Annotated in this window: 16 protein-coding genes; 8 read left to right on the top strand and 8 right to left on the bottom strand. The window is 76.9% G+C overall.

The features are described 5' to 3' along the window. Window positions 1-216 precede the first annotated feature (216 nt). Window positions 217-2376, top strand: coding sequence for a DEAD/DEAH box helicase (locus tag ACI79O_RS10790; RefSeq protein ID WP_456914115.1), 2160 nt, complete (start codon window positions 217-219; stop codon window positions 2374-2376). On the opposite strand, the gene ACI79O_RS10785 is transcribed toward ACI79O_RS10790, so the two are convergent. Further along, window positions 2359-4167, bottom strand: coding sequence for a nitroreductase/quinone reductase family protein (locus tag ACI79O_RS10785; protein WP_456914114.1), 1809 nt, complete (start codon window positions 4165-4167; stop codon window positions 2359-2361). The two genes, ACI79O_RS10790 and ACI79O_RS10785, sit on opposite strands and share 18 nt — an antisense overlap. Window positions 4168-4508: 341 nt before the next feature. Here ACI79O_RS10785 and ACI79O_RS10780 point away from each other — a divergent pair, with 341 nt between their 5' ends. The 4 genes from ACI79O_RS10780 (at window position 4509) to ACI79O_RS10765 (ending at window position 6933) form a co-directional block, all read left to right on the top strand. Then, on the top strand, window positions 4509-5090 hold the full coding sequence (locus ACI79O_RS10780; RefSeq protein ID WP_456914113.1) for a flavodoxin domain-containing protein: 582 nt from the start codon (window positions 4509-4511) through the stop codon (window positions 5088-5090). A gap of 88 nt (window positions 5091-5178) precedes the next feature. Continuing rightward, window positions 5179-5475: a hypothetical protein gene (locus tag ACI79O_RS10775; RefSeq protein ID WP_456889566.1), complete on the top strand. Its 297-nt coding sequence runs from the start codon at window positions 5179-5181 to the stop codon at window positions 5473-5475. Between the two features lie 229 nt (window positions 5476-5704). Next, window positions 5705-6532 carry a hypothetical protein gene (locus ACI79O_RS10770; protein WP_456914112.1) on the top strand — a complete coding sequence of 276 codons (828 nt, stop codon included), beginning with the start codon at window positions 5705-5707 and terminating at the stop codon, window positions 6530-6532. Window positions 6533-6600: 68 nt separating this feature from the next. Then, on the top strand, window positions 6601-6933 hold the full coding sequence (locus ACI79O_RS10765; RefSeq protein ID WP_456889569.1) for a hypothetical protein: 333 nt from the start codon (window positions 6601-6603) through the stop codon (window positions 6931-6933). A 31-nt stretch (window positions 6934-6964) separates the two neighbouring features. Here the strand turns inward: ACI79O_RS10765 and ACI79O_RS10760 are convergent, their stop codons facing one another. The 5 genes from ACI79O_RS10760 to ACI79O_RS10740 form a co-directional block, all read right to left on the bottom strand. Beyond that, window positions 6965-7813, bottom strand: coding sequence for a tryptophan 2,3-dioxygenase (locus ACI79O_RS10760; RefSeq protein ID WP_456914111.1), 849 nt, complete (start codon window positions 7811-7813; stop codon window positions 6965-6967). 155 nt (window positions 7814-7968) lie between these two features. Beyond that, window positions 7969-9906: a primary-amine oxidase gene (locus tag ACI79O_RS10755; RefSeq protein ID WP_456914110.1), complete on the bottom strand. Its 1938-nt coding sequence runs from the start codon at window positions 9904-9906 to the stop codon at window positions 7969-7971. Window positions 9907-10264: 358 nt separating this feature from the next. Then, entirely contained in the window at window positions 10265-11086 is an 822-nt protein-coding gene (locus ACI79O_RS10750; RefSeq protein WP_456914109.1) for a class I SAM-dependent methyltransferase, read from the bottom strand. Window positions 11087-11341: 255 nt separating this feature from the next. Next, on the bottom strand, window positions 11342-12700 hold the full coding sequence (locus tag ACI79O_RS10745; RefSeq protein ID WP_456914108.1) for a circularly permuted type 2 ATP-grasp protein: 1359 nt from the start codon (window positions 12698-12700) through the stop codon (window positions 11342-11344). Next, a complete protein-coding gene (locus ACI79O_RS10740) occupies window positions 12697-13578 on the bottom strand; it encodes an ATP-grasp domain-containing protein (protein ID WP_456914107.1) in 882 nt (293 codons plus the stop codon). The genes ACI79O_RS10745 and ACI79O_RS10740 overlap by 4 nt, the downstream gene beginning before the upstream one ends. Window positions 13579-13694: 116 nt before the next feature. Here ACI79O_RS10740 and ACI79O_RS10735 point away from each other — a divergent pair, with 116 nt between their 5' ends. Beyond that, on the top strand, window positions 13695-15665 hold the full coding sequence (locus ACI79O_RS10735; protein WP_456914106.1) for a glucuronyl esterase domain-containing protein: 1971 nt from the start codon (window positions 13695-13697) through the stop codon (window positions 15663-15665). A 10-nt stretch (window positions 15666-15675) separates the two neighbouring features. Here the strand turns inward: ACI79O_RS10735 and ACI79O_RS10730 are convergent, their stop codons facing one another. Together ACI79O_RS10730 and ACI79O_RS10725 are read right to left on the bottom strand one after the other, a co-directional pair. Further along, window positions 15676-15846 (bottom strand): hypothetical protein, encoded by a 171-nt coding sequence (locus ACI79O_RS10730; RefSeq protein ID WP_456914105.1) that lies wholly within the window; start codon window positions 15844-15846, stop codon window positions 15676-15678. Window positions 15847-15986: 140 nt separating this feature from the next. Beyond that, window positions 15987-16148, bottom strand: coding sequence for a hypothetical protein (locus tag ACI79O_RS10725; RefSeq protein WP_456914104.1), 162 nt, complete (start codon window positions 16146-16148; stop codon window positions 15987-15989). A gap of 48 nt (window positions 16149-16196) precedes the next feature. Here ACI79O_RS10725 and ACI79O_RS10720 point away from each other — a divergent pair, with 48 nt between their 5' ends. Together ACI79O_RS10720 and ACI79O_RS10715 are read left to right on the top strand one after the other, a co-directional pair. Beyond that, window positions 16197-16337 (top strand): hypothetical protein, encoded by a 141-nt coding sequence (locus ACI79O_RS10720; RefSeq protein ID WP_456914103.1) that lies wholly within the window; start codon window positions 16197-16199, stop codon window positions 16335-16337. Window positions 16338-16516: 179 nt separating this feature from the next. Then, on the top strand, window positions 16517-17392 hold an 876-nt coding region (locus ACI79O_RS10715; RefSeq protein ID WP_456914102.1), incomplete at its 3' end, for an AfsR/SARP family transcriptional regulator.

Here is a 17392-nt window from a genome sequence, read left to right as displayed (position 1 = left end):
GACCCCGGCGAGGTGCCGACCACCGGGCCGCAGCGGGTCGTCCGGCGACGTCCCCCGTGCCGTGGTCGCCCGCTTCGTCCACGCGTCGATCCCCGGGGGATCCGCGGACCGGCGACCGGGGCACCGGGTCCCGTCGCCGGGACGCCCCCGCCGGCACCGGCGGGACCGTGCAGCGTGCTGCCGGGCACCCGTGCCCGGCAGCCAGAGGAGGAGTCCGTGGCCCGACCAGGCCGGCGCCAGACCGCCGCCCGCCGATCCACCCCGCGCGACCAGCGCCGGGGACGGCAGCGCGGCGACGTCGTCGCCGAACTTGCCCGGACCGTCCGCGAGGTGGAGGCGGCCGCCCGGCGCGGCCGCGTGACGCCCTCGGTGCGGGCGACGTTCCAGGCCGTCGCCCTGGTGCTGCGCGACCAGCGGGCCCGCGTCCGGGCGGCCGACCTCAGCGAGAGCCGGCGGGCCGAGCAGCTCAAGCGGCTGGACGGCATCGCGACCATCCTCGCCACGACCGCCGTCCGCGACACCGGGCTGCTGGCGCTGCTGGCCGACGACGCCGTCGTCTCCGACGAGGCGCGGGCGCTGTCCCGGGAGCTGCTCGAGGCCGCCGGGATCGAGCCCGCCCCCGAGGAGGCCCCGCCGGCGGAGCCCGCCGCGGCGCCCGCCCCGCCCGAGCGCCGCGTGGTGCCGCAGTCGGTGGTCTCCCGGCAGCTGGCCAACCCCTTCCTCGCGCCCGACTTCTCCGCCGTCCCGTCGCGCCCGGTCCGGCCCCGGCGGCTGGCCGGCTGGGAGCTGACCGGCCCGCTGCTGAACTCCTTCGAGCGCGCCGGCGACGGCAACGCGGCGGTCATGGACCTGCCCGTCCCGACGTCGCGCCGCGGGCCCGCCGGCCTCGAGCTGATGCCGCACCAGGCCCGGCTGGTCGCCGCGGCCGCGGCCGGCCACCGCACCTTCCTGCTCGCCGACGAGCCCGGTCTCGGCAAGACGGCGCAGGCGCTGCTCGCCGCCGAGGCGGCCGACGCCTACCCGCTGCTCGTGGTCGTGCCGAACGTCGTCAAGACCAACTGGGCGCGCGAGGCCGGACGCTGGACCCCCGGGCACCCGGCCACCGTGGTCCAGGGCGACGGCGACGCGGTCGACGGCTTCGCCGACATCGTCGTCGTCAACTACGAGGTGCTCGACCGCCACGTGGGCTGGCTCGGCGACTTCGGGTTCCGCGGGATGGTCATCGACGAGGCGCACTTCATCAAGAACAAGACCTCGCAGCGGTCGCAGCACGTCCTCGGGCTGTCCGAGCGCATCCGGTCGCGCACCGCGCAGCCCCTGCTCATGGCCCTCACCGGCACGCCGCTGATCAACGACATCGACGACTTCCGGGCCATCTGGCAGTTCCTCGGCTGGATCGACGAGTCAGGGCCGCGCGGTGAGCTCCTGGAGGCGCTCGAGGAGACCGGCCTGACGCCGGCCGACCCCGGCTTCTACGCCGCCGCCCGCCGGTGCGTCGTCGACCGGGGGATCGTGCGGCGCCGCAAGGTCGACGTCGCCGCCGACATCCCCGCCCGCCGGATCGCCGACCTGCCCGTCGAGCTCGACGGGCCGGCCGGCCGGTCGGTCCGGGCGGCGGAGGAGGAGCTGGCCCGCCGGATGGTGGCGCGCTACGAGACCGCGCTGGCCAACCGCGCGGCCGGTGTCGAGGAGCTCGACGGCGGCATCGACCGGGAGCTGGTGCGCCGGGTGGCCCGGGCGGAGCTGAAGGACGCGAGCACCGGCACGGGCGAGAACGTGTTCGGCATGATGCGGCGCATCGGCCGGGCGAAGGCCGGCCTCGCCGCCGACTACGCGGCCCAGCTGGCCCGCAGCGCGGGCAAGGTCGTCTTCTTCGCCAAGCACGTCGACGTCATGGACGCCGCCGAGGAGACCCTCGCGCGGCAGGGGGTCCGGTACTCGTCCATCCGCGGTGACCAGACGCCCTCGGCGCGGCAGAGGCAGATCGACGCCTTCGTCAACGACCCCGGCGTCGCCGTCGCGGTCTGCTCGCTGACCGCCGCCGGCGTGGGCCTGAACCTGCAGGTCGCGTCGAACGTCGTGCTCGCCGAGCTGTCGTGGACCGACGCGGAGCAGACCCAGGCCATCGACCGCAGCCACCGGATCGGCCAGACCGAGCCGGTCACCGCGTGGCGGGTCATCGCCGCGCAGACCCTCGACGCCCGCATCGCCGAGCTGATCGACAGCAAGGCCGGGCTGGCCGCGCGGGCGCTCGACGGGTCGGACGAGGAGGTCACCTCGTCGGCCGACGTCCAGCTCGAGACGCTCGTCGCCCTGCTGACCGACGCGCTGACCGCGGCGCCGCGGCTGGACGCGGGCTCACTGACCGGCACCTGACCGGCGTCGGGCGGGCGGCGCGTCCGGCCGGGCCGCGGAGCCGGCGCCCGGCACCACGCGGAAGACGGGGAACCGGTCGGCGACGGCGGCGATCTCGTCGACGGCGAGGTCGGGTCCGACGCCGAAGAACGCCCGCGCCTCGCGGGCGACCGCCGCGGTGCCCGGTCGTCGTCCCGCCCGCAGCACGTAGGAGCGGATCACCGGAGCGCGGTCCCCGACGGGCACCTCGGCCAGCGTCACCGCCCGGCGCCGCCCGCCGCGGGCCAGCACGACCCGGCCCCCGGCCGCCCGCACGTTGCGCACCCACTCCGAGTCGCCGGTGAGGGAGACCAGGTGGCCGGCACCGTGGTGCTCGGCCCGGACCAGGGTGGTGCGCCGGACCACCCCGCTGCGGCGGCCGGGCACCTCGAGGGTGACCACGTAGCCCGGACTGAGCCCGAGGGCGGTCAGCACGTGTCCCAGCCACTGCAGCCGCGCGTACCACCGGGGTGGCGGCCGGTAGCGGTGCGCCCGGGGGTCGCCGAGCGGCACGACGAGGCGGTCGATCCTCCGCCGGGGGCCGTCGCGGGCGTCGAGGGCGAACGCGCGCAGGGCCTCCGCGGTCCCGACCCTGAGCGGGTACCCGTGTCCGGGCAGCAGCACCCGGGGCTCGAGCGCGGCCAGCGCCGCGATCGAGCGCAGCGCCGTCGGCCGGTCCCAGGTCGTGTACCAGGGCGGCCCGGCGAGCCGCTGCCGGCCCGAGAGCGCACCGGGGACCGAGTCCAGGTCCACGGTCACCAGCGCGTCGCCGGAGACCAGGACGCCGTCGCCCCGGCGCAGGAACGCGACGGAGCCGGGCGTGTGCCCGGGCGCGGCGATCCACTCCCAGTCGGGCAGCCCGGGGACGACGCCGTCGGGGTCGAGGGGCCGGGCGACGTCGGTGATGTCCCCGGCCGCCTCGATGCGGGCCCGCGCGCGGGCCGGCAGCAGGCGCACGACCGGCACGACCACCCAGTGGTCCAGCGGCATGTCGAACTCGGGCAGGTACCTCCCGGCGGCCATGGGCAGCTCGTCCGGGTGGAGGTACACCGGCACCCGCCAGGCACGGGCGAGGTCGCCCGCTCCGGCGGAGTGGTCGGGGTGGACGTGGGTGAGCAGGATCGCCGTCGGACGCGCGCCGGGGCCGAACAGCGACTCCGCCGCCTGCCGGACGGCCTCCGCGTCGCCGGCCCAGCCGGTGTCGACGAGCACCCACGAGTCGCCGGAGCGGACCAGGTAGGCGTTCGAGGCGAGCACCCCGGGGCCGAGCGCGACGGCGTGCACGTCGCGGGCGACCTCTGCCGGTCCCCGCCGTCCGGGCGGGGGAGGCCACCGGTCCGGCGTCTGTTCCAGGTACTGCCCGAGGCGGGCCCACACCCGCCGCTCGAGCCGGGCCCCGCCGGCACCCAGCAGCGGAGCCGCCGCACGCCAGGCCCCGCGCGGCCGGATGTCCCAGGACCAGCGGGCCCGGGTGCCGCCATCCACCGGGTCGAACGTCTCCTCCCCGTCGACGTCCATGGCCGCCATCCGGATCCGGAAGGCCAGCCGGTGCGGCCGCTCGTAGCCGGTCAGCTCGGTCGTCGTCTCGCCGCGCCGGCCCAGGCCGGCGACGGTCTGACGGAACCGTGTGCCGACCCCGATCGGGCCGGGGGTGGTCTTCTCGGCCCGCAGGACGCGCGGGTTGTAGCGGGGCTCGTTGCGGGGATCGGCGAGGACGTCGAACACCTCGTCCGGCGGGCGGGCGATGCTCACCTCGCCGCCGATCCGGATCACCACGGCTCCGCCGGCACGGGCCGCCCGCTCATCGGTCCGGTGCAGGTCACCGCGCACCCCCTCCGCCCGGCAGCGGGACCGGGCCCCGCCGGACTGTCGTCAGGTACCGGAGCGTGTCCGGTCGGCGCGGGGGCCGGCAGGAGTCCTGGGGCACACCCGGGTCGGACCATCGTCCCGCTCTCCGGCGCTCCCCTCGTCGGGCTGGACCGGACGGCTCACCGGGCCGTGGCCTTCGCCCCTACGCCGGGCGCGCCGCACGCCGGACCCTGCAACGCAGGGAGCCGTCGCGACCGCGACGGTCCCGCCGACCGGACGTCCTGGGTGCAGAGGTGGTGGCCGTCATGGCGAGGATCTACGTCCCCTACTCGACCGGGGAGGGGCAGACGGCGAGGATCGCGGACTACATCGCCGACGTGCTGCGGGCCCACGGGCACCAGGCGGACACCGCCGACATCAGGCGGTCCGAGGCTGCTGTGCCCGACGGGTACGACGGGGTGATCGTGGGGGCCTCGGTCCACATGGGGAAGCACGACGGCCACGCCGTCGACTACGTGCGGGAGAACCGGGCCGCGCTCGAACGGCTGCCGTCGGCGCTGTTCTCCGTCAGCCTCGCCGCGCACGGGGACCCCGAGGAGGCCCAGGGCTACGTCGAGGAGTTCGAGCGCGGGACGGGCTGGCGCCCGGCGAGGATCGCCCTCTTCGGCGGCGCCCTGCTCTACACGCAGTACGGGTTCCTCAAGCGGCACCTGATGAAGAAGATCGCGAGCGAGAAGCCCGGCCACCTCGGTACGGACGTCTCCCGCGACTACGTGTACACGGAGTGGGACGGCGTCCGGCGGTTCGCCGAGGACTTCCTGGCGGACCTGACGTCCGGCGGGGTCGGGCGGGGTCCGGCGGACGTGCCCGCGGGCCGGGTGACCTGAGCCGGGGACCGCCCGGATCGCCTCTCGGCCCGACGGACGTCCCGCATCCCCCGCGGCCGAGAGCCTGCTCAGGCCAGGGACCGCGCCGATGGCCCTCGCGGGTGCCGATCCGCGTCGCGGCGCCGTCGCCCGCCTCGAGAGCGGCCTGCGCCGGTACGCCACCGGGCGCCTCGAGCGGGAGGTCGGCCGGCTGACCGCGAGGGGCAGTCGCGTCCGCGTCCTCGCCCCGACGCCGCAGGACCTCACCGCCATCGGCCCGGACGTCATGGACGCCGGGCGTCGGTGTGCGGTGTTCGACACGGCGTTCACGACCACCGCGGCCGGGCTCGACCCGCGGTCGCACGCCGGCGGTCACCCGGCAGCGACCTCCCGGGCGACCCTCTGAGCGCACGGCGGACGGTGCGGGAGCCGGCCACCGTCAGCCGTTCCGTGCAGATCGCCGCGCCGGAAGTCGCCCGGGACACGGGTCAGGGTCCCTACGCTCCTGCCATGGGCAACATCGGCAAGGAAGTCCGCCGGATCGAGGTCCTGCCCGTGCCCGGGCCGACCCCCGAACCGGCCGCGCCGGAGCGACCTGAGCCGCACCGGGAACCGTCTCCCTCGAGGTAGCCGCGGTGGACCCCTACGGCGGCTTCGAGCCGCAGGTGGGTCAGATCAGGGCACTGCGCACCTTCCGGATCGGTCCGGACGGCGTCCTGTACCCCCTGTTCTCGGCCGGTCCCTGGCACGACGGTGTCAACACCGCGCGCTGCCTGAAGCAGGACCGCCCACCGCACCCCAGCCCCGACCCGGAGTGCACCTGCGGGTTCTACGCCTTCGGCGGGGAGCAGTGGGTCGGTGACCACCCGCGCAGCCGCCACGTCCTCGCGGTGGTCTCCTGCTGGGGGCACGTCATCGCCGGGACCCGCGGGCTGCGCGCCGAGCACTGCCGGATCGAGGCCCTGTGGTTGTCGGCGGCCGTGCCGGAGGAGCTCGCCGAGCGGGTCCGCCGGAACCACCCCTCGGTCGCCGTCCACCGGGACCGGTCCCGGATGCTGGCCGAGCACCCGCCGACCGAGCTGGAGTGCTACGAGCCGGCCGGCCCGGGGAGCGGCCACCGCGCCGGCCGGCTGTGGTGGTCGGTGGCGATCGCGGCGGCCGTGCTGGGCGTCCTCCCCGCCCAGTGGCTGGGCGGCGCGCAGAGCGCCGCGCTGCTGACCATCGTCCTGGGGACCGCCTTCGCCGTGGCGGCGCTGCCCCTCGCGGGGCGGGGCCGCGACGCCCGCAGCTCCGGCCGGCGGCTGCTCTGCCTGGCGACCTCGGTCTGGCTCTTCGCCGCCTTCCTGGGGCCGCTCGGCCTGGTGTTCGTGCGGCTGCCGCTGCTGCAGGCCGCGTCGATCGCCGGCCTCCAGCACCTGTGCGTGCTCGTCGAGGGCCGGCGCATCCCGGCCCAGATCCCCTGACCGCAGGTCCTCCGGCGGGGCGCCGAACCCGGTTGCCGGGAGGCGGGGTGCCCTGGGAGCGTCGCGGCATGCCGCCCGGGGACGTGGCCCCGCTGTACGAGCCGTTCCTGGCCACCGCGGAGGCCGTGGCCAGGGAGCGGCCCGAGGTCGACCCCGAGGCGGCGCGCGAGGTGTTCACCGAGGCCGCGACCCTGCTCCACGACGGCCTGGCCCTCGACGGGCTGGACGACCACGACGCGCGGGCCGTCGTCGCCGGGCTGTGCGCCGACCTGGTCGCCGGGGACCCGGGTGCCTCGGTGCGCGCGCGGGCGCGGGCGGTGGCCTCGGACCCCGGGGACCTGCACGACCCGGAGGGCGTGGCCGCGGCCTACCTGGCCGCCGCGGCCGTCCTGCAGCTGTGACCGCCGGGCCGCGGACGGTCCCGCGCGCGGTTCAGGCGCCGATCCGGGTCCGCACCGCGTAGAGCTCCGGGAAGAAGGTCAGGTCCAGCGCGCGGCGGAGGAAGTCCACACCCGAGCTCCCGCCGGTGCCGGTCTTGAAGCCGATCGTCCGCTGCACGGTCCGCAGGTGGCGGAAGCGCCACAGCTGGACGGCGTCCTCGAGGTCGACGAGGTCCTCGCAGGTCGCGTACTCGGCCCAGTGCGTGTCGGTGTCCTCGTAGACCGCCTGGAAGACCGGCAGCAGCGACTCCTCCTGCACCCACGCCCGGCGCACGTCCCGGTGCAGGACGTGCTCGGGGACCGGGTGGCCGGCGCGCGCCAGGAAGCGCAGGAAGGCGTCGTAGACCGTCGGGGTGTCGAGCAGGTCGGCCAGCATGGCGTGCGCGTGCGGCCGGGACTCGAACACCGCCAGCATGCGCCCGTTCTTGTTGCCGAGGACGAACTCGACGGCGCGGTACTGGTAGGACTGGAAGCCCGACGCGTTGCCCAGGACGCCCCGGAACTGCGTGTACTCGCTGGGCGTGAGGGTCGCGAGGACCGACCACTGGTCGGTGATGGTGCGGAAGACGTGCTTGACCCGGGCCAGGCCCTTGCGTGCGCGGCGGACGTCGTCGGCGTCGAGGTGGGAGCGGACCGCGCGCAGCTCGTGCAGCGCGAGCTTCAGCCACAGCTCGGTGGTCTGGTGCTGGATGACGAACAGGAGTTCGTCGTGGTGGGCGCTGATCGGGTGCTGCGCGGACAGCAGCTCGTCGAGGCCGAGGTAGCTCCCGTAGTCCATCCGCCCGCTGAAGTCCGTCGCCACACCCGCTTCGATCTCGCGGACGCCGTCCTCGATCGCCATGACGCCTCCCTCTCCGGTCCGGACGCTAGCCCGGTCCGGAGCGGGAGGCGTCCGGGGTCAGCGCCGCAGCGCCGAGGCCACCGCGAGTCCGGCGGCCGCCCGGCCGAGGGCGGGCACCCCCGGCCGGGCGGCGACGGCAGCCGTCGGAACGGTCGTCACGCGCCGTGGCCGCCCTCGCCGGCGCAGTGCGACGACGCCGACCCGGGCACCCCGAGCGCCGGGTTGCGGTCGAAGAAGCCGACCGGCTTGAGGGTGAAGCCCGAGTAGTCGGTCGGCATGACCGGCCAGTCCTCCGGGCGCGGGAAGTGGGTCAGCCCGAAGGTGTGCCACAGGACGACGTCGGTGTCCTCGAGGGAGGCGTCGTCGGCGACGAAGGACGGCAGCCCGCCCTCGCCGGGGTGCTGGTTGACGAAGTCGCCGGCCGGATAGCGCTCGGCCGGGTCGTACTCGGTGACCCACAGGCTCCGGGTCGAGAACGTGGCCCGCGCGTGGATCGAGGACCGCTCGTCGGCGAGCAGCACCGGCGCGTTCAGCGGGTGCAGTGCGTACCCCACCGGCTGGCCGAGCCGGTTGGTCTTGGACGGGTTGACCACGTGCCAGGTGCGCCCGACCGTGGCGTCGGTGAGCCGCTGGGCCTCCGACTCCCGGGTCAGCGGGGTGAGCCGGCGGGTGAAGGCGTTGCCGTAGGGGTTGGTGTCCTCGTCCATCGGGAGCCGGACGGCGTCCACCTCGTGGACGGTGTTGCCGGACCCGTCGGCCGCGTCCACCGCCATGTCCAGCCGGGCGGAGAACAGGTGCTGGTGGAACGGCGCCCCCAGCCCCGGGGCGACCTCGGTGGCGTAGGGGTGCTCCTCCCCGCGGTAGGACGAGGTGAACACGATGCCGGTGGCCTTGCTCTCCAGCTGGATGGTGCCGTCGGTGTAGAGGTACCAGTAGAAGCCGTAGTCGTAGTTGCCGATGGTCGTGAAGAAGCTGATCACCAGGCGGCGGGAGCGGCGGGTCTCGGCCATCCCGTTGAACAGGTCGGTGTGCTTCCAGCCGACGCCGTAGTCCTCCTCGTGCAGGCAGATCGCGTTGCGGATGGTCCGCGGTGCGCCGTCCTCGTCGGCCAGGGTGGCGTCGAGGTGGTGGATCTCCCCGAGACAGTCGCAGCCGAGCTCCAGGGAGTTGGTGTACCGGGCGAAGAGGTACTCGCCGACGTCGAAGTAGTTCTGCCAGAACCGCACGGGGGAGGGGTCGGCGTAGGGCACGACCATCTCCGCGATCGAGGCGCGGTGCACGACCGAGCGGCCGTCGACGGACAGCTGGTGGAGCACGAGGCCCTCGCGGGCGTCGAAGCCGACCCGGAACTCCCAGCCGGCCCAGCGCACGACGTCGTCGTCGACGGTGAAGCTCGGGCCCTCGGGCTGGGTGATCTCGATCGGCTTGAGGTCGCGCACCGGGGAGGGGTGGGTCGCCTGGTCGAGGTCGGCGCGCTCGGCGGGGACCGGCAGGTCGTAGTGGTCGTGCACGGCGGTGGTGATGCCGCGGGTGACGTCGACGTAGGCGACGACGCCGTCGACCGGGTGCGCCCACGGCAGGTCGGACTCGTCGGCCTGGTGGAAGCCGAGCACCCGCACGATCCGGTGACCGAACTCGTCGGGGAAGTAGGACCCGGCCGACAGCGGCACCGCGCGGACCTCCGCGACGTCGAGGCCGCGCTCGGCCATCGCCGCGACCCAGCGCTCGTCCGCGGCGAGGATCGGCTCGATCGCCTCGAACTCGGCGTCGAGGATCGGCACCTGCCCGTCGGCGATGCCGTCGATCTCGCGGTCCTCGACGACGGTGCCGCCGGTGATCGACACGACCAGGTCGCGGCCGTTGCCGGTGGCGCGGTCGAGCAGCAGCGCGCGGACCCGCCGCTCGACCGGCTCGCCGGGGCGCCAGGCCAGGACGTCGCGCTTGTGGGGCTCCTCCAGCCCGACGTAGACGAACGTGCTGCTCTCCATCACCAGGCCCGCGTCGCGGACGATCGCGGTCGCGGCGGTGATCTCCTCGGCGGTCAGCCGGGACAACGGGTGGGTGACGGCGGTGCTGGGGGCGGTGAGGGTCATCTGGGTCCTCCGGTGCGACGGGACGGGCGGGGTCGGACGGCGCGGCCGCGTCGGCGGAGGTGGCCGGGGTCTGCGTCCCCCGGAGTGGTGCGGCGGGGAGCCGGTGTCGCGGGGGCTCGTCGGCACGGTCGAGGGCGGATCCGGGGCTGTGGCCATGGCGGCCTCCGGGGCGTGCGGCTCCGGGCGGCCGAGAGGATCGGCGCACCCCGAGCCTGACCTGTGGCGGCATGACCGCCGTCACACGCCCGCCATCTTGGCGCACGGCTGCCGGCGCGCCGAACGGGGCACGACCCGGCCCCGTCGGCGGGCCGGGAGCGCCGCCGCGGTCCCTCGCCGAGCAGGGAGCGGCCCCGAGTCGTCAGAAGCGGTAGTGCAGGACGATCGTCCCCCTGCGGGACCAGGCCGTGCTGTGCGACGACAGCCGGTAGTACGTGCGCAGCAGCGGTGGGAACAGGGCGACCTCGGGTTCCCTGCTGAGCAGGATCTCCCGGACCAGGTGCAGGCGCGGGTTCCAGCGTTCGAACTCGTGCGGGTCGTCGATGCCCGGGAACCTGAGGAGCCCGGAGACGGCCTTGGTGCCGGGGACGTGCCGGGTCGCCCAGACCGCGAAGCGGGAGTAGCTGTTGAAGGCGATCTCCCCGGAGGGGAAGTGGCCGACCAGCCGGTCGAGCAGGGCGGACACCTCCGCCCCGTCGAGGAACCCCATCAGACCGTCGGCGACGACCACGGCCGGCCGGTCGGAGGGGACGGCGTCGAGCCAGCCCTCGTCCCGCACGTCCGCCGCGATGACACGGGTCTGCGCGCGCGAGGGGATCGCGGACTCCCGGAAGGCGGCCACGGTGGGGAGGTCGACGTCGTACCAGTCGACCGTCGCCGGCGGGGCGATCCGCGCCCACCGGGTGTCCAGGCCGGCGCCCAGGTCGAGCCCGACGCCGTCGGGGTGGCGGGCCAGGAACCCCGCCGCCACCTCGTCCATGCGCTTGGCGCGGAGTGCGCAGGTGCTGACCAGGTTGGCGTCGATGCGCCGCCGGCCGACGTCGTGGTCGAGCCCCCGGACGACCTCGTCGGCGAGGGTGTCCCCCAGGATCGGGTGCGGGGAGCGGCTGTCGAGTGCCCGGGAGTCGAGCGTCACGAACAGGCTGTCCTCCAGCGGCGTGAAGGCCGGCAGCGTGGTGCCCATCGGCGTGGCCTCTCGTGGAGTGGTGCACGGCCTGGCGAGGGCCGCCGGGGTGCCGGTCGGGCACGGCACCGGAACCGCGCCCGCGGTCACCGGATCCGGCCCGTCGACGACGCGTGCCCTGGGGCACCGGCGGTCCGCGGCCGCGATCGCGGGCAGCGGCGGCCCTGCCGATCTGGCCCCCGTACCAGCCAGCCAAGCACCGCGGGGGCGAGCCGTTCCAGGGCACTTCGACCCTCGGTCGGAGCGCCGTCCTCCTCAGCCGACCACCCAGGTGTCCTTGCCGCCGCCGCCCTGCGAGGCGTTGACCACCAGCTCGCCCTCCGTCAGGGACACCCGGGTGAAGCCGCCCGCCAGCACGACCGTCTCGTCGTCGGCGCAGAACGCGTACGGCCGGTAGTCCACGTGCCGCGGCACGAGCGCGCCGTCGGCGACCGTGGGGTGGGTCGACAGCGCCACCGGCTCCTGGGCGATCCACTCCCCGGGATCGGCCAGGACGGCGGCGCGGGCGCGCTCGAGCCGGTCGGCGTCCGCCCGCGGGCCGATGAGCACCCCGTGCCCGCCCGAGCCGGACCGCGGCTTGAGCACCAGCTCGGGCAGCCGGTCGAGGACCTCCCGGCACACGGCCGGGTCGCCGAGGTCGTAGGCCGGCTGCGAGCGCAGCCGTGGGTCCTCGCCGAGGAAGAAGCGGACCAGGTCCTCCACGTAGGGGAAGGTGCGCTTGTCGTCGGCGACGCCGGTGCCGAAGGCGTTGACCACGGTCACCGTGCCGGCCCGCAGGGGGCGCAGCAGCAGCTCGCCGAGCTCGTTGGGCCGGCCGTCGTCGCCGGTCAGCCGCTCCTCGCTGGTGCGCCGCCAGAGCAGGTCCACCCGGCGACCGTCGGGCAGCAGGAGGTCCTCGCCGCGCAGGGTCAGCTGCGCGGGCAGCACGACCGGCGCGCCGGCCATCTCCCCGAGCCGGTCGATCTCCCAGGCCACCGCGCTGCGCGGCCCGTCCCCGAGCACGGCCACGACCGGGTCGGGGACGTCGGTGGCGGCGGCGAGCATCCGCCGCACCGCCGCGACGGCGGCCTCCCGCACCGGCGCCGGTCCCGGCTGCACGCCCAAGCGGGGGGCCACGAGGTCGCGCGCGGCCAGGGCGTAGGCCAGCAGCGTCGGCGTCCGCACGTTGTCCTCCAGGACGACGAGCCGGCCGTCGGCACCGCGGACGAGGTCGGGGCCGGCCATGCCGATCCAGCGCCGCGGCGGCGGCAGGCCCGGCGTCCGGTGACGGTTGGTGTCGAGCACCGCGGCCGGCACGACGCCGGCGCGGACCGCCTCGCGCGGGCCGTGCGCGTCGGCGACGAAGGCCTCCAGCGCCCGGAGCCGCTGGGTGAGGCCGGCAGCCAGCTCCTGCCACTCGGCCCGCTCCAGCACCCGCGGCACCGGGTCGACCGTGAACGGGTGGGACTCCCCGGCGGGCCCGTGCTCCAGGCCGAGGTCGGCGGCCGCGCGGGCGACGTCCGCGGCCAGCGCGCCGGGGCCGTACGCGCGGACGGCGGCCAGCGCCGCCGCCGCGTGCGCCCGGTCGCCGCCACCGGGCAGCAGTGCCTCGTCGAGCCCGCCCTCGGGGCTCACGCGGCCGCCGCCGCGCGCTCCGCGGCCGCGCGCTCCGCGACGGCCAGGGCGGCGCGGGCCACCCACCGTCCCTGCTGCGGGTCGGTGACATCGAAGCCGAAGGGCGCGTTGGCCTCCAGCGCGAGCAGCCGGCCGCCCGGCTCGACCAGCAGGTCGACGCCCATCAGGCCCCCGCCGAGCGCGGCGACCACCCGCCGTGCCAGCTGCGCCATCTCCGGCGGCGCCTCGTACACCCGCGGGTACACCGTCCCGTGGGTGACCAGCGCGCCCTCCTCCCGGGACTTCTCGTAGACGAGGGAGGTGGTGGTGGGCGTGGCGAAGACCCGCGCGCACGCCGGCTCGGCGATCCACTCCTGCAGCAGCGACGCACCGCGCCGGTGGCCGCCGGCCGCCTCGTGCTCCCGCCAGCCGGCCTCCACCTCGCGGGCGGCGTCGAGGTCGCCGACCAGCTCGACGTAGCGGGCGCCGTCGCCGAGGGAGGGCTTGAGCACCATCTGCCGCCCGGGCATCGGCCACTTCCGGACCCTCGCCAGGTCCCACGCGGCCGGCTGCGGCACGCCGGCGGCCGCCCACACCGCGTGGGTCACCAGCTTGTCGGCCGAGGCGACCAGCGAGGTGACGGGGTTGAGCAGGGGCACGCCGGCCGCCTCGAGCAGCGTGGCCAGGGCGAAGGTGGGTGCGTAGGCCACCACCTCCTCGACCAGCACGTGCGCGATCGCCAGGTCGTAGCGGCCCGGTGGCGGGCCGGTGACCGGCCAGTCGTCCGGGATCCGGGCCAGCCGCTCGACCTCGGCGCCCTGCTCCTCCAGCGCCCGCACCCAGGCGGCCGCGTAGCCGGCGTCCTCGTACCAGTCCTCGTCGGTGATCACCAGCAGCACGCGCACAGCGCCCCTGTGCCCGCGCTCCGTCCCCGGCGAACCACCCGCCCGCCGCAGCACGGACGCAACACGCGGGACACCCCGGCGGACACGTCCCGGTCCTACCGTGCGGGCGCATGACGCAGGTGGTGCCCGACCGGCCCAGCGCCCGGCGGTCGGCCGCGGCGCGCCGGCGGCGCTACACCGCCGAGCTGGCCGGGGTGCTGCCGCCGAGCGGGCCCTTCGAGGCGTGGCTCGCGGCCGGCGGCGGCCTGGCGCCGGACTTCGCCCGGCTGCCGGCGCGCACCGGCCTGTGGTCGCCGGTCGAGGGCCTGCCCGCCGGCCCCGCGGGACCGGGCGGGTGGCCGGCCCGGCGCGCGGTGCTGCGCGCCCGCTGGCGCCGCTGGCTGACCGGGGACCTCCCGCCCGCGCCCGGCCGCACGGCCGTCCGCGTGGACCGCGTGCGGACGGCGGGCGGCGTGGCGGTCCGGGAGCTCACGGTCGGCGGGTCCACGGCCGGCGCGGGCTGGTCGGTGCGGGCGCGGCTGCTGCTGCCGGTGCCCGCGGCCGGCGTGCGCCGCGACGTCCCGGTCTACCTCCTGCAGTCCAGCCACGGGCCCTGGGCGGAGGCGGCGCTGGCCCGCGGGTGGGGCGCCTGCCTGGTGTCGGCCGCGGACGGCGACGACGACACCGAGGCCGTCGAGCATGTCTTCCCCTCGGTCGTCGCCGGCCGGCTGGCCTGGCGGGCGTGGGCGCTGTCCCGCGTCCTCGACGCGCTGGCGGACCAGCCGGGGGTGGACGCCCGCCGGGTGCTGGTCGGCGGGCACAGCCGCAACGGCAAGACCGCGCTGCTGGCCGCCGCCTTCGACGACCGCTTCGCCGGCGTGGTGTCCAGTTCCAGCGGCGTCCTCGGCGCCATCCCCGCCCGGCTGTGCACCGACCGGCACTTCGGCGAGGGCGTGGAGCTGCTCACCCGGCACTACCCGGGCTGGTACCACCCGCGGCTGCGCTGGTTCGCCGGGCGGGAGCACCGGCTGCCCACCGATGCCCACGAGCTGCTCGCGCTGGCCGCGCCGCGGCCGGTGCTGGTGTCGGTGGCGGTCGAGGACCCGGTCGAGCGCGTCCCGGCCGCCCGCGCCGCCGTCGACGCCGCGCGGGAGGCCTGGGCCCTGCTCGGCCGCGGCGACGCCCTGGAGCTGGCGCTGCGCCCGGGCGGGCACCGGGCCGACGAGACCGCGGTGGCCGGCCAGCTGGACTGGGCGCAGTCGGTGCTCGGCGGCCCGCCCCGCCGTCCCGGGCGGGCGCCGGCGCAGGCGGCCCCGGTCCCGTGGCCGGCCGACCGCCTGCGCCAGGGGCCGCGGCCGGTCCGCGGTGCGGAGCTGCGCGCCGCCGTCCGCGCCGCGCTGGGCCCGGCCCGGACCGCCGCCGGCGTCGCGGGGGAGGGGGAGCTGCGGACCCCCGACGGCGTGCCGGTCACCGTGCTGCGCCCGCCGGGCGGGGGCGACGGCCGCGGGCTGGTGCTCTGGCTCGGCCCGCCGTGCGCGGCGACCGGCTGGCGGGCCGGGTACGAGCAGGCCGAGCCGCTGCCGGCGCTCCTGGCCGCGGCCGGCTGGGCGGTCGCCTGCCACGACCCGGTCGGCAGCGGCCCTCGGCACGCCGAGCGGCCCGGGCCGGGTTCCTCGCCGCTGGGCCGGATGACCGCCGACGCGGCCGCGGTGGCCGCCGTCGCGGCGGCGGCGACCGGGCACGACCGGGCCTGGGTCGCCGCCTACGGCACCGGGGCGCTGGTGGCACTGCACCTGGCCGCCCTGGGCACCGGACCCGGGGACGTGCCGCCGGCCGGGATGGTGCTGGCCGCGCCCACCTGCGGCGAGCCGCTGCTGCAGGCCCGGCCGGGGTACACGCTGGCCGACCTGCTCACCGCGACGGCGGCCCTCCCGGCGGTGGTGCTGGACCCGGCCTGGGACCCCGAGGCGCCGCCCGGCGCGGTGGCCGCCGCGTGCCGGGCCGCCGGGGTGCCGCGGGTGCCGCTCGCCGACTGGCACCGGCTCTCCGCCGCCACCCGGTCGGCGATGGTCGACTGGCTGGACGCGCACGGCCCCCCGTGAGCTCCGACCCTCAGGCCTCCGCCGGGTAGCACCCCGGGCGCGGCTGGCCGGGCTCGCAGATCGCCGGGTCGGCACCTCCCGCCGGGCGGTCCACCGGCGACGCCAGCAGGACGGCCGCCGTGAGCGCGGCCACCACCAGCACGGCGGCGATCAGCAGGTGCAGCGTCCGGGTCGCGGTCACGGCGTCCTCCCGGGTCCGGCGGCGGGACCCTGTCCCACCGGTGCCCACCAGGCTCGTGGGCCGGCGCAGAGGAGTCGCAGAGGCCGAGGACGGCGGGGGCCGCTCGGACTCGGCGACGGCTCTGCGCCGCGGCAGGAGGCTCACGCCATGAGCATCCGCCGCATCGCCGTCGTCCTGCTGTCCGCCGTCCTCCTCTCGGGAGCCGGGGCCGGAGCCGCCCAGGCCGGTCCCAGCCGGCCGCCGGTGACGTCGTCGTGGCCGGTGTTGCCTCCCGGTGAGATCCGCTGGACCGGCACGACCACCGGGAGGCCCCCGCGCGCCGCCGGGTCCGCGTCGTCCTGGCCGCCGCGATGGCCGCCGCCACCGTCGGCGCTGCCGGCCCGCAACCGGAGCAGGCGAAGGTCGACACCAAGCCGCTGGAGGACCGCGTCGTCGTGCACGCGAGCGGGGACGTGGTCGAGCGTGTTCCGCCCGATCCCGGCGGCCGTTAGCCTCGGCCCCTCGTGCAGAGCAGTTGCACAGGTCAGGTCCGGGCACTGCGCAGCCGTGGCGTCGGACACTCGCGCGGTGGTGCCGTTCCCGGGTCCGCGGTCCGGGGGAGCCGCCGGTGGCACACGAGGCACGGCCATCTGGAGCAGCGCCGGCTGCAGCGGGACCGGTCGACCTGCAGGTGCGCATCCTGGGTCCGCTGGAGGTCGTCCGGGACGGACGGGTCGTCCGGCTGGGCGGCCGGCGACCCCAGGCGGTCCTCGCGGTCCTCGCGGTGCACGCCGGCCGGGTCGTTCCCCACGAGCAGCTCATCGAGGCCGCCTGGGACGGTCGGCCACCGCGCACCGCGCCGGCGGTCCTCCGCACCTACGTCGCGCAGCTGCGGGCGGTCATCGAGCCCGACGTCCGGAGCCCGGACGACGCCCGTGGTGCCGCGGGCCCTGACCACTGGCGCGTCCTGCTGACCCAGGGCCCGGGGTACGTCCTGCGGACCGGCGCGGGACAGGTCGACGCCGAGCGGTTCGGGCACCTGGTCGAGCAGGGCCGGCGCGCCCTGGCGGCGGGGGCTCATGCCGAGGCGGCCGACCTGCTGGGCGAGGCGCTGGCGCTGTGGCGGGGACCGGTACTGGTGGGCCTGGCCGAGCTGGAGGCCCTCGGCGCGTACGCCCGCCGCCTGGACGAGGACCGATGGCAGGCCGTCGAGGACCGGATCGAGGCCGACCTGGCCTGTGGCCGGCACGCGTCCCTCGTCGGGGAGCTCCAGGACCTGGTCGAGCAGGAGCCGCTGCGGGAACGGCTGTGCGGCCAGCTGATGCGGGCCCTGTACCGCTCGGGGCGGCAGGTGTCGGCGCTCTCGACCTACCAGGCGCTCCGCGAGCGCCTGGCCGACGAACTCGGCGTCGACCCGGCCGCCGAGCTGCAGCGCCTGCACCGGGCGGTCCTCCGGCACGACCCGGCCCTCGCCCCGCCCCCCGCCCCGGGCCGGGCCCGGCCGGCCGCGGCGGGGGGGGGGGGGGGGGGGCGGGGGCGCGGGCCCGCCCAAACGAAACCAGGCCCC

The sequence above is a fragment of the Geodermatophilus sp. SYSU D00696 genome (genome assembly GCF_054050235.1).
This window is presented reverse-complemented; position numbering and strand designations above follow the sequence as displayed.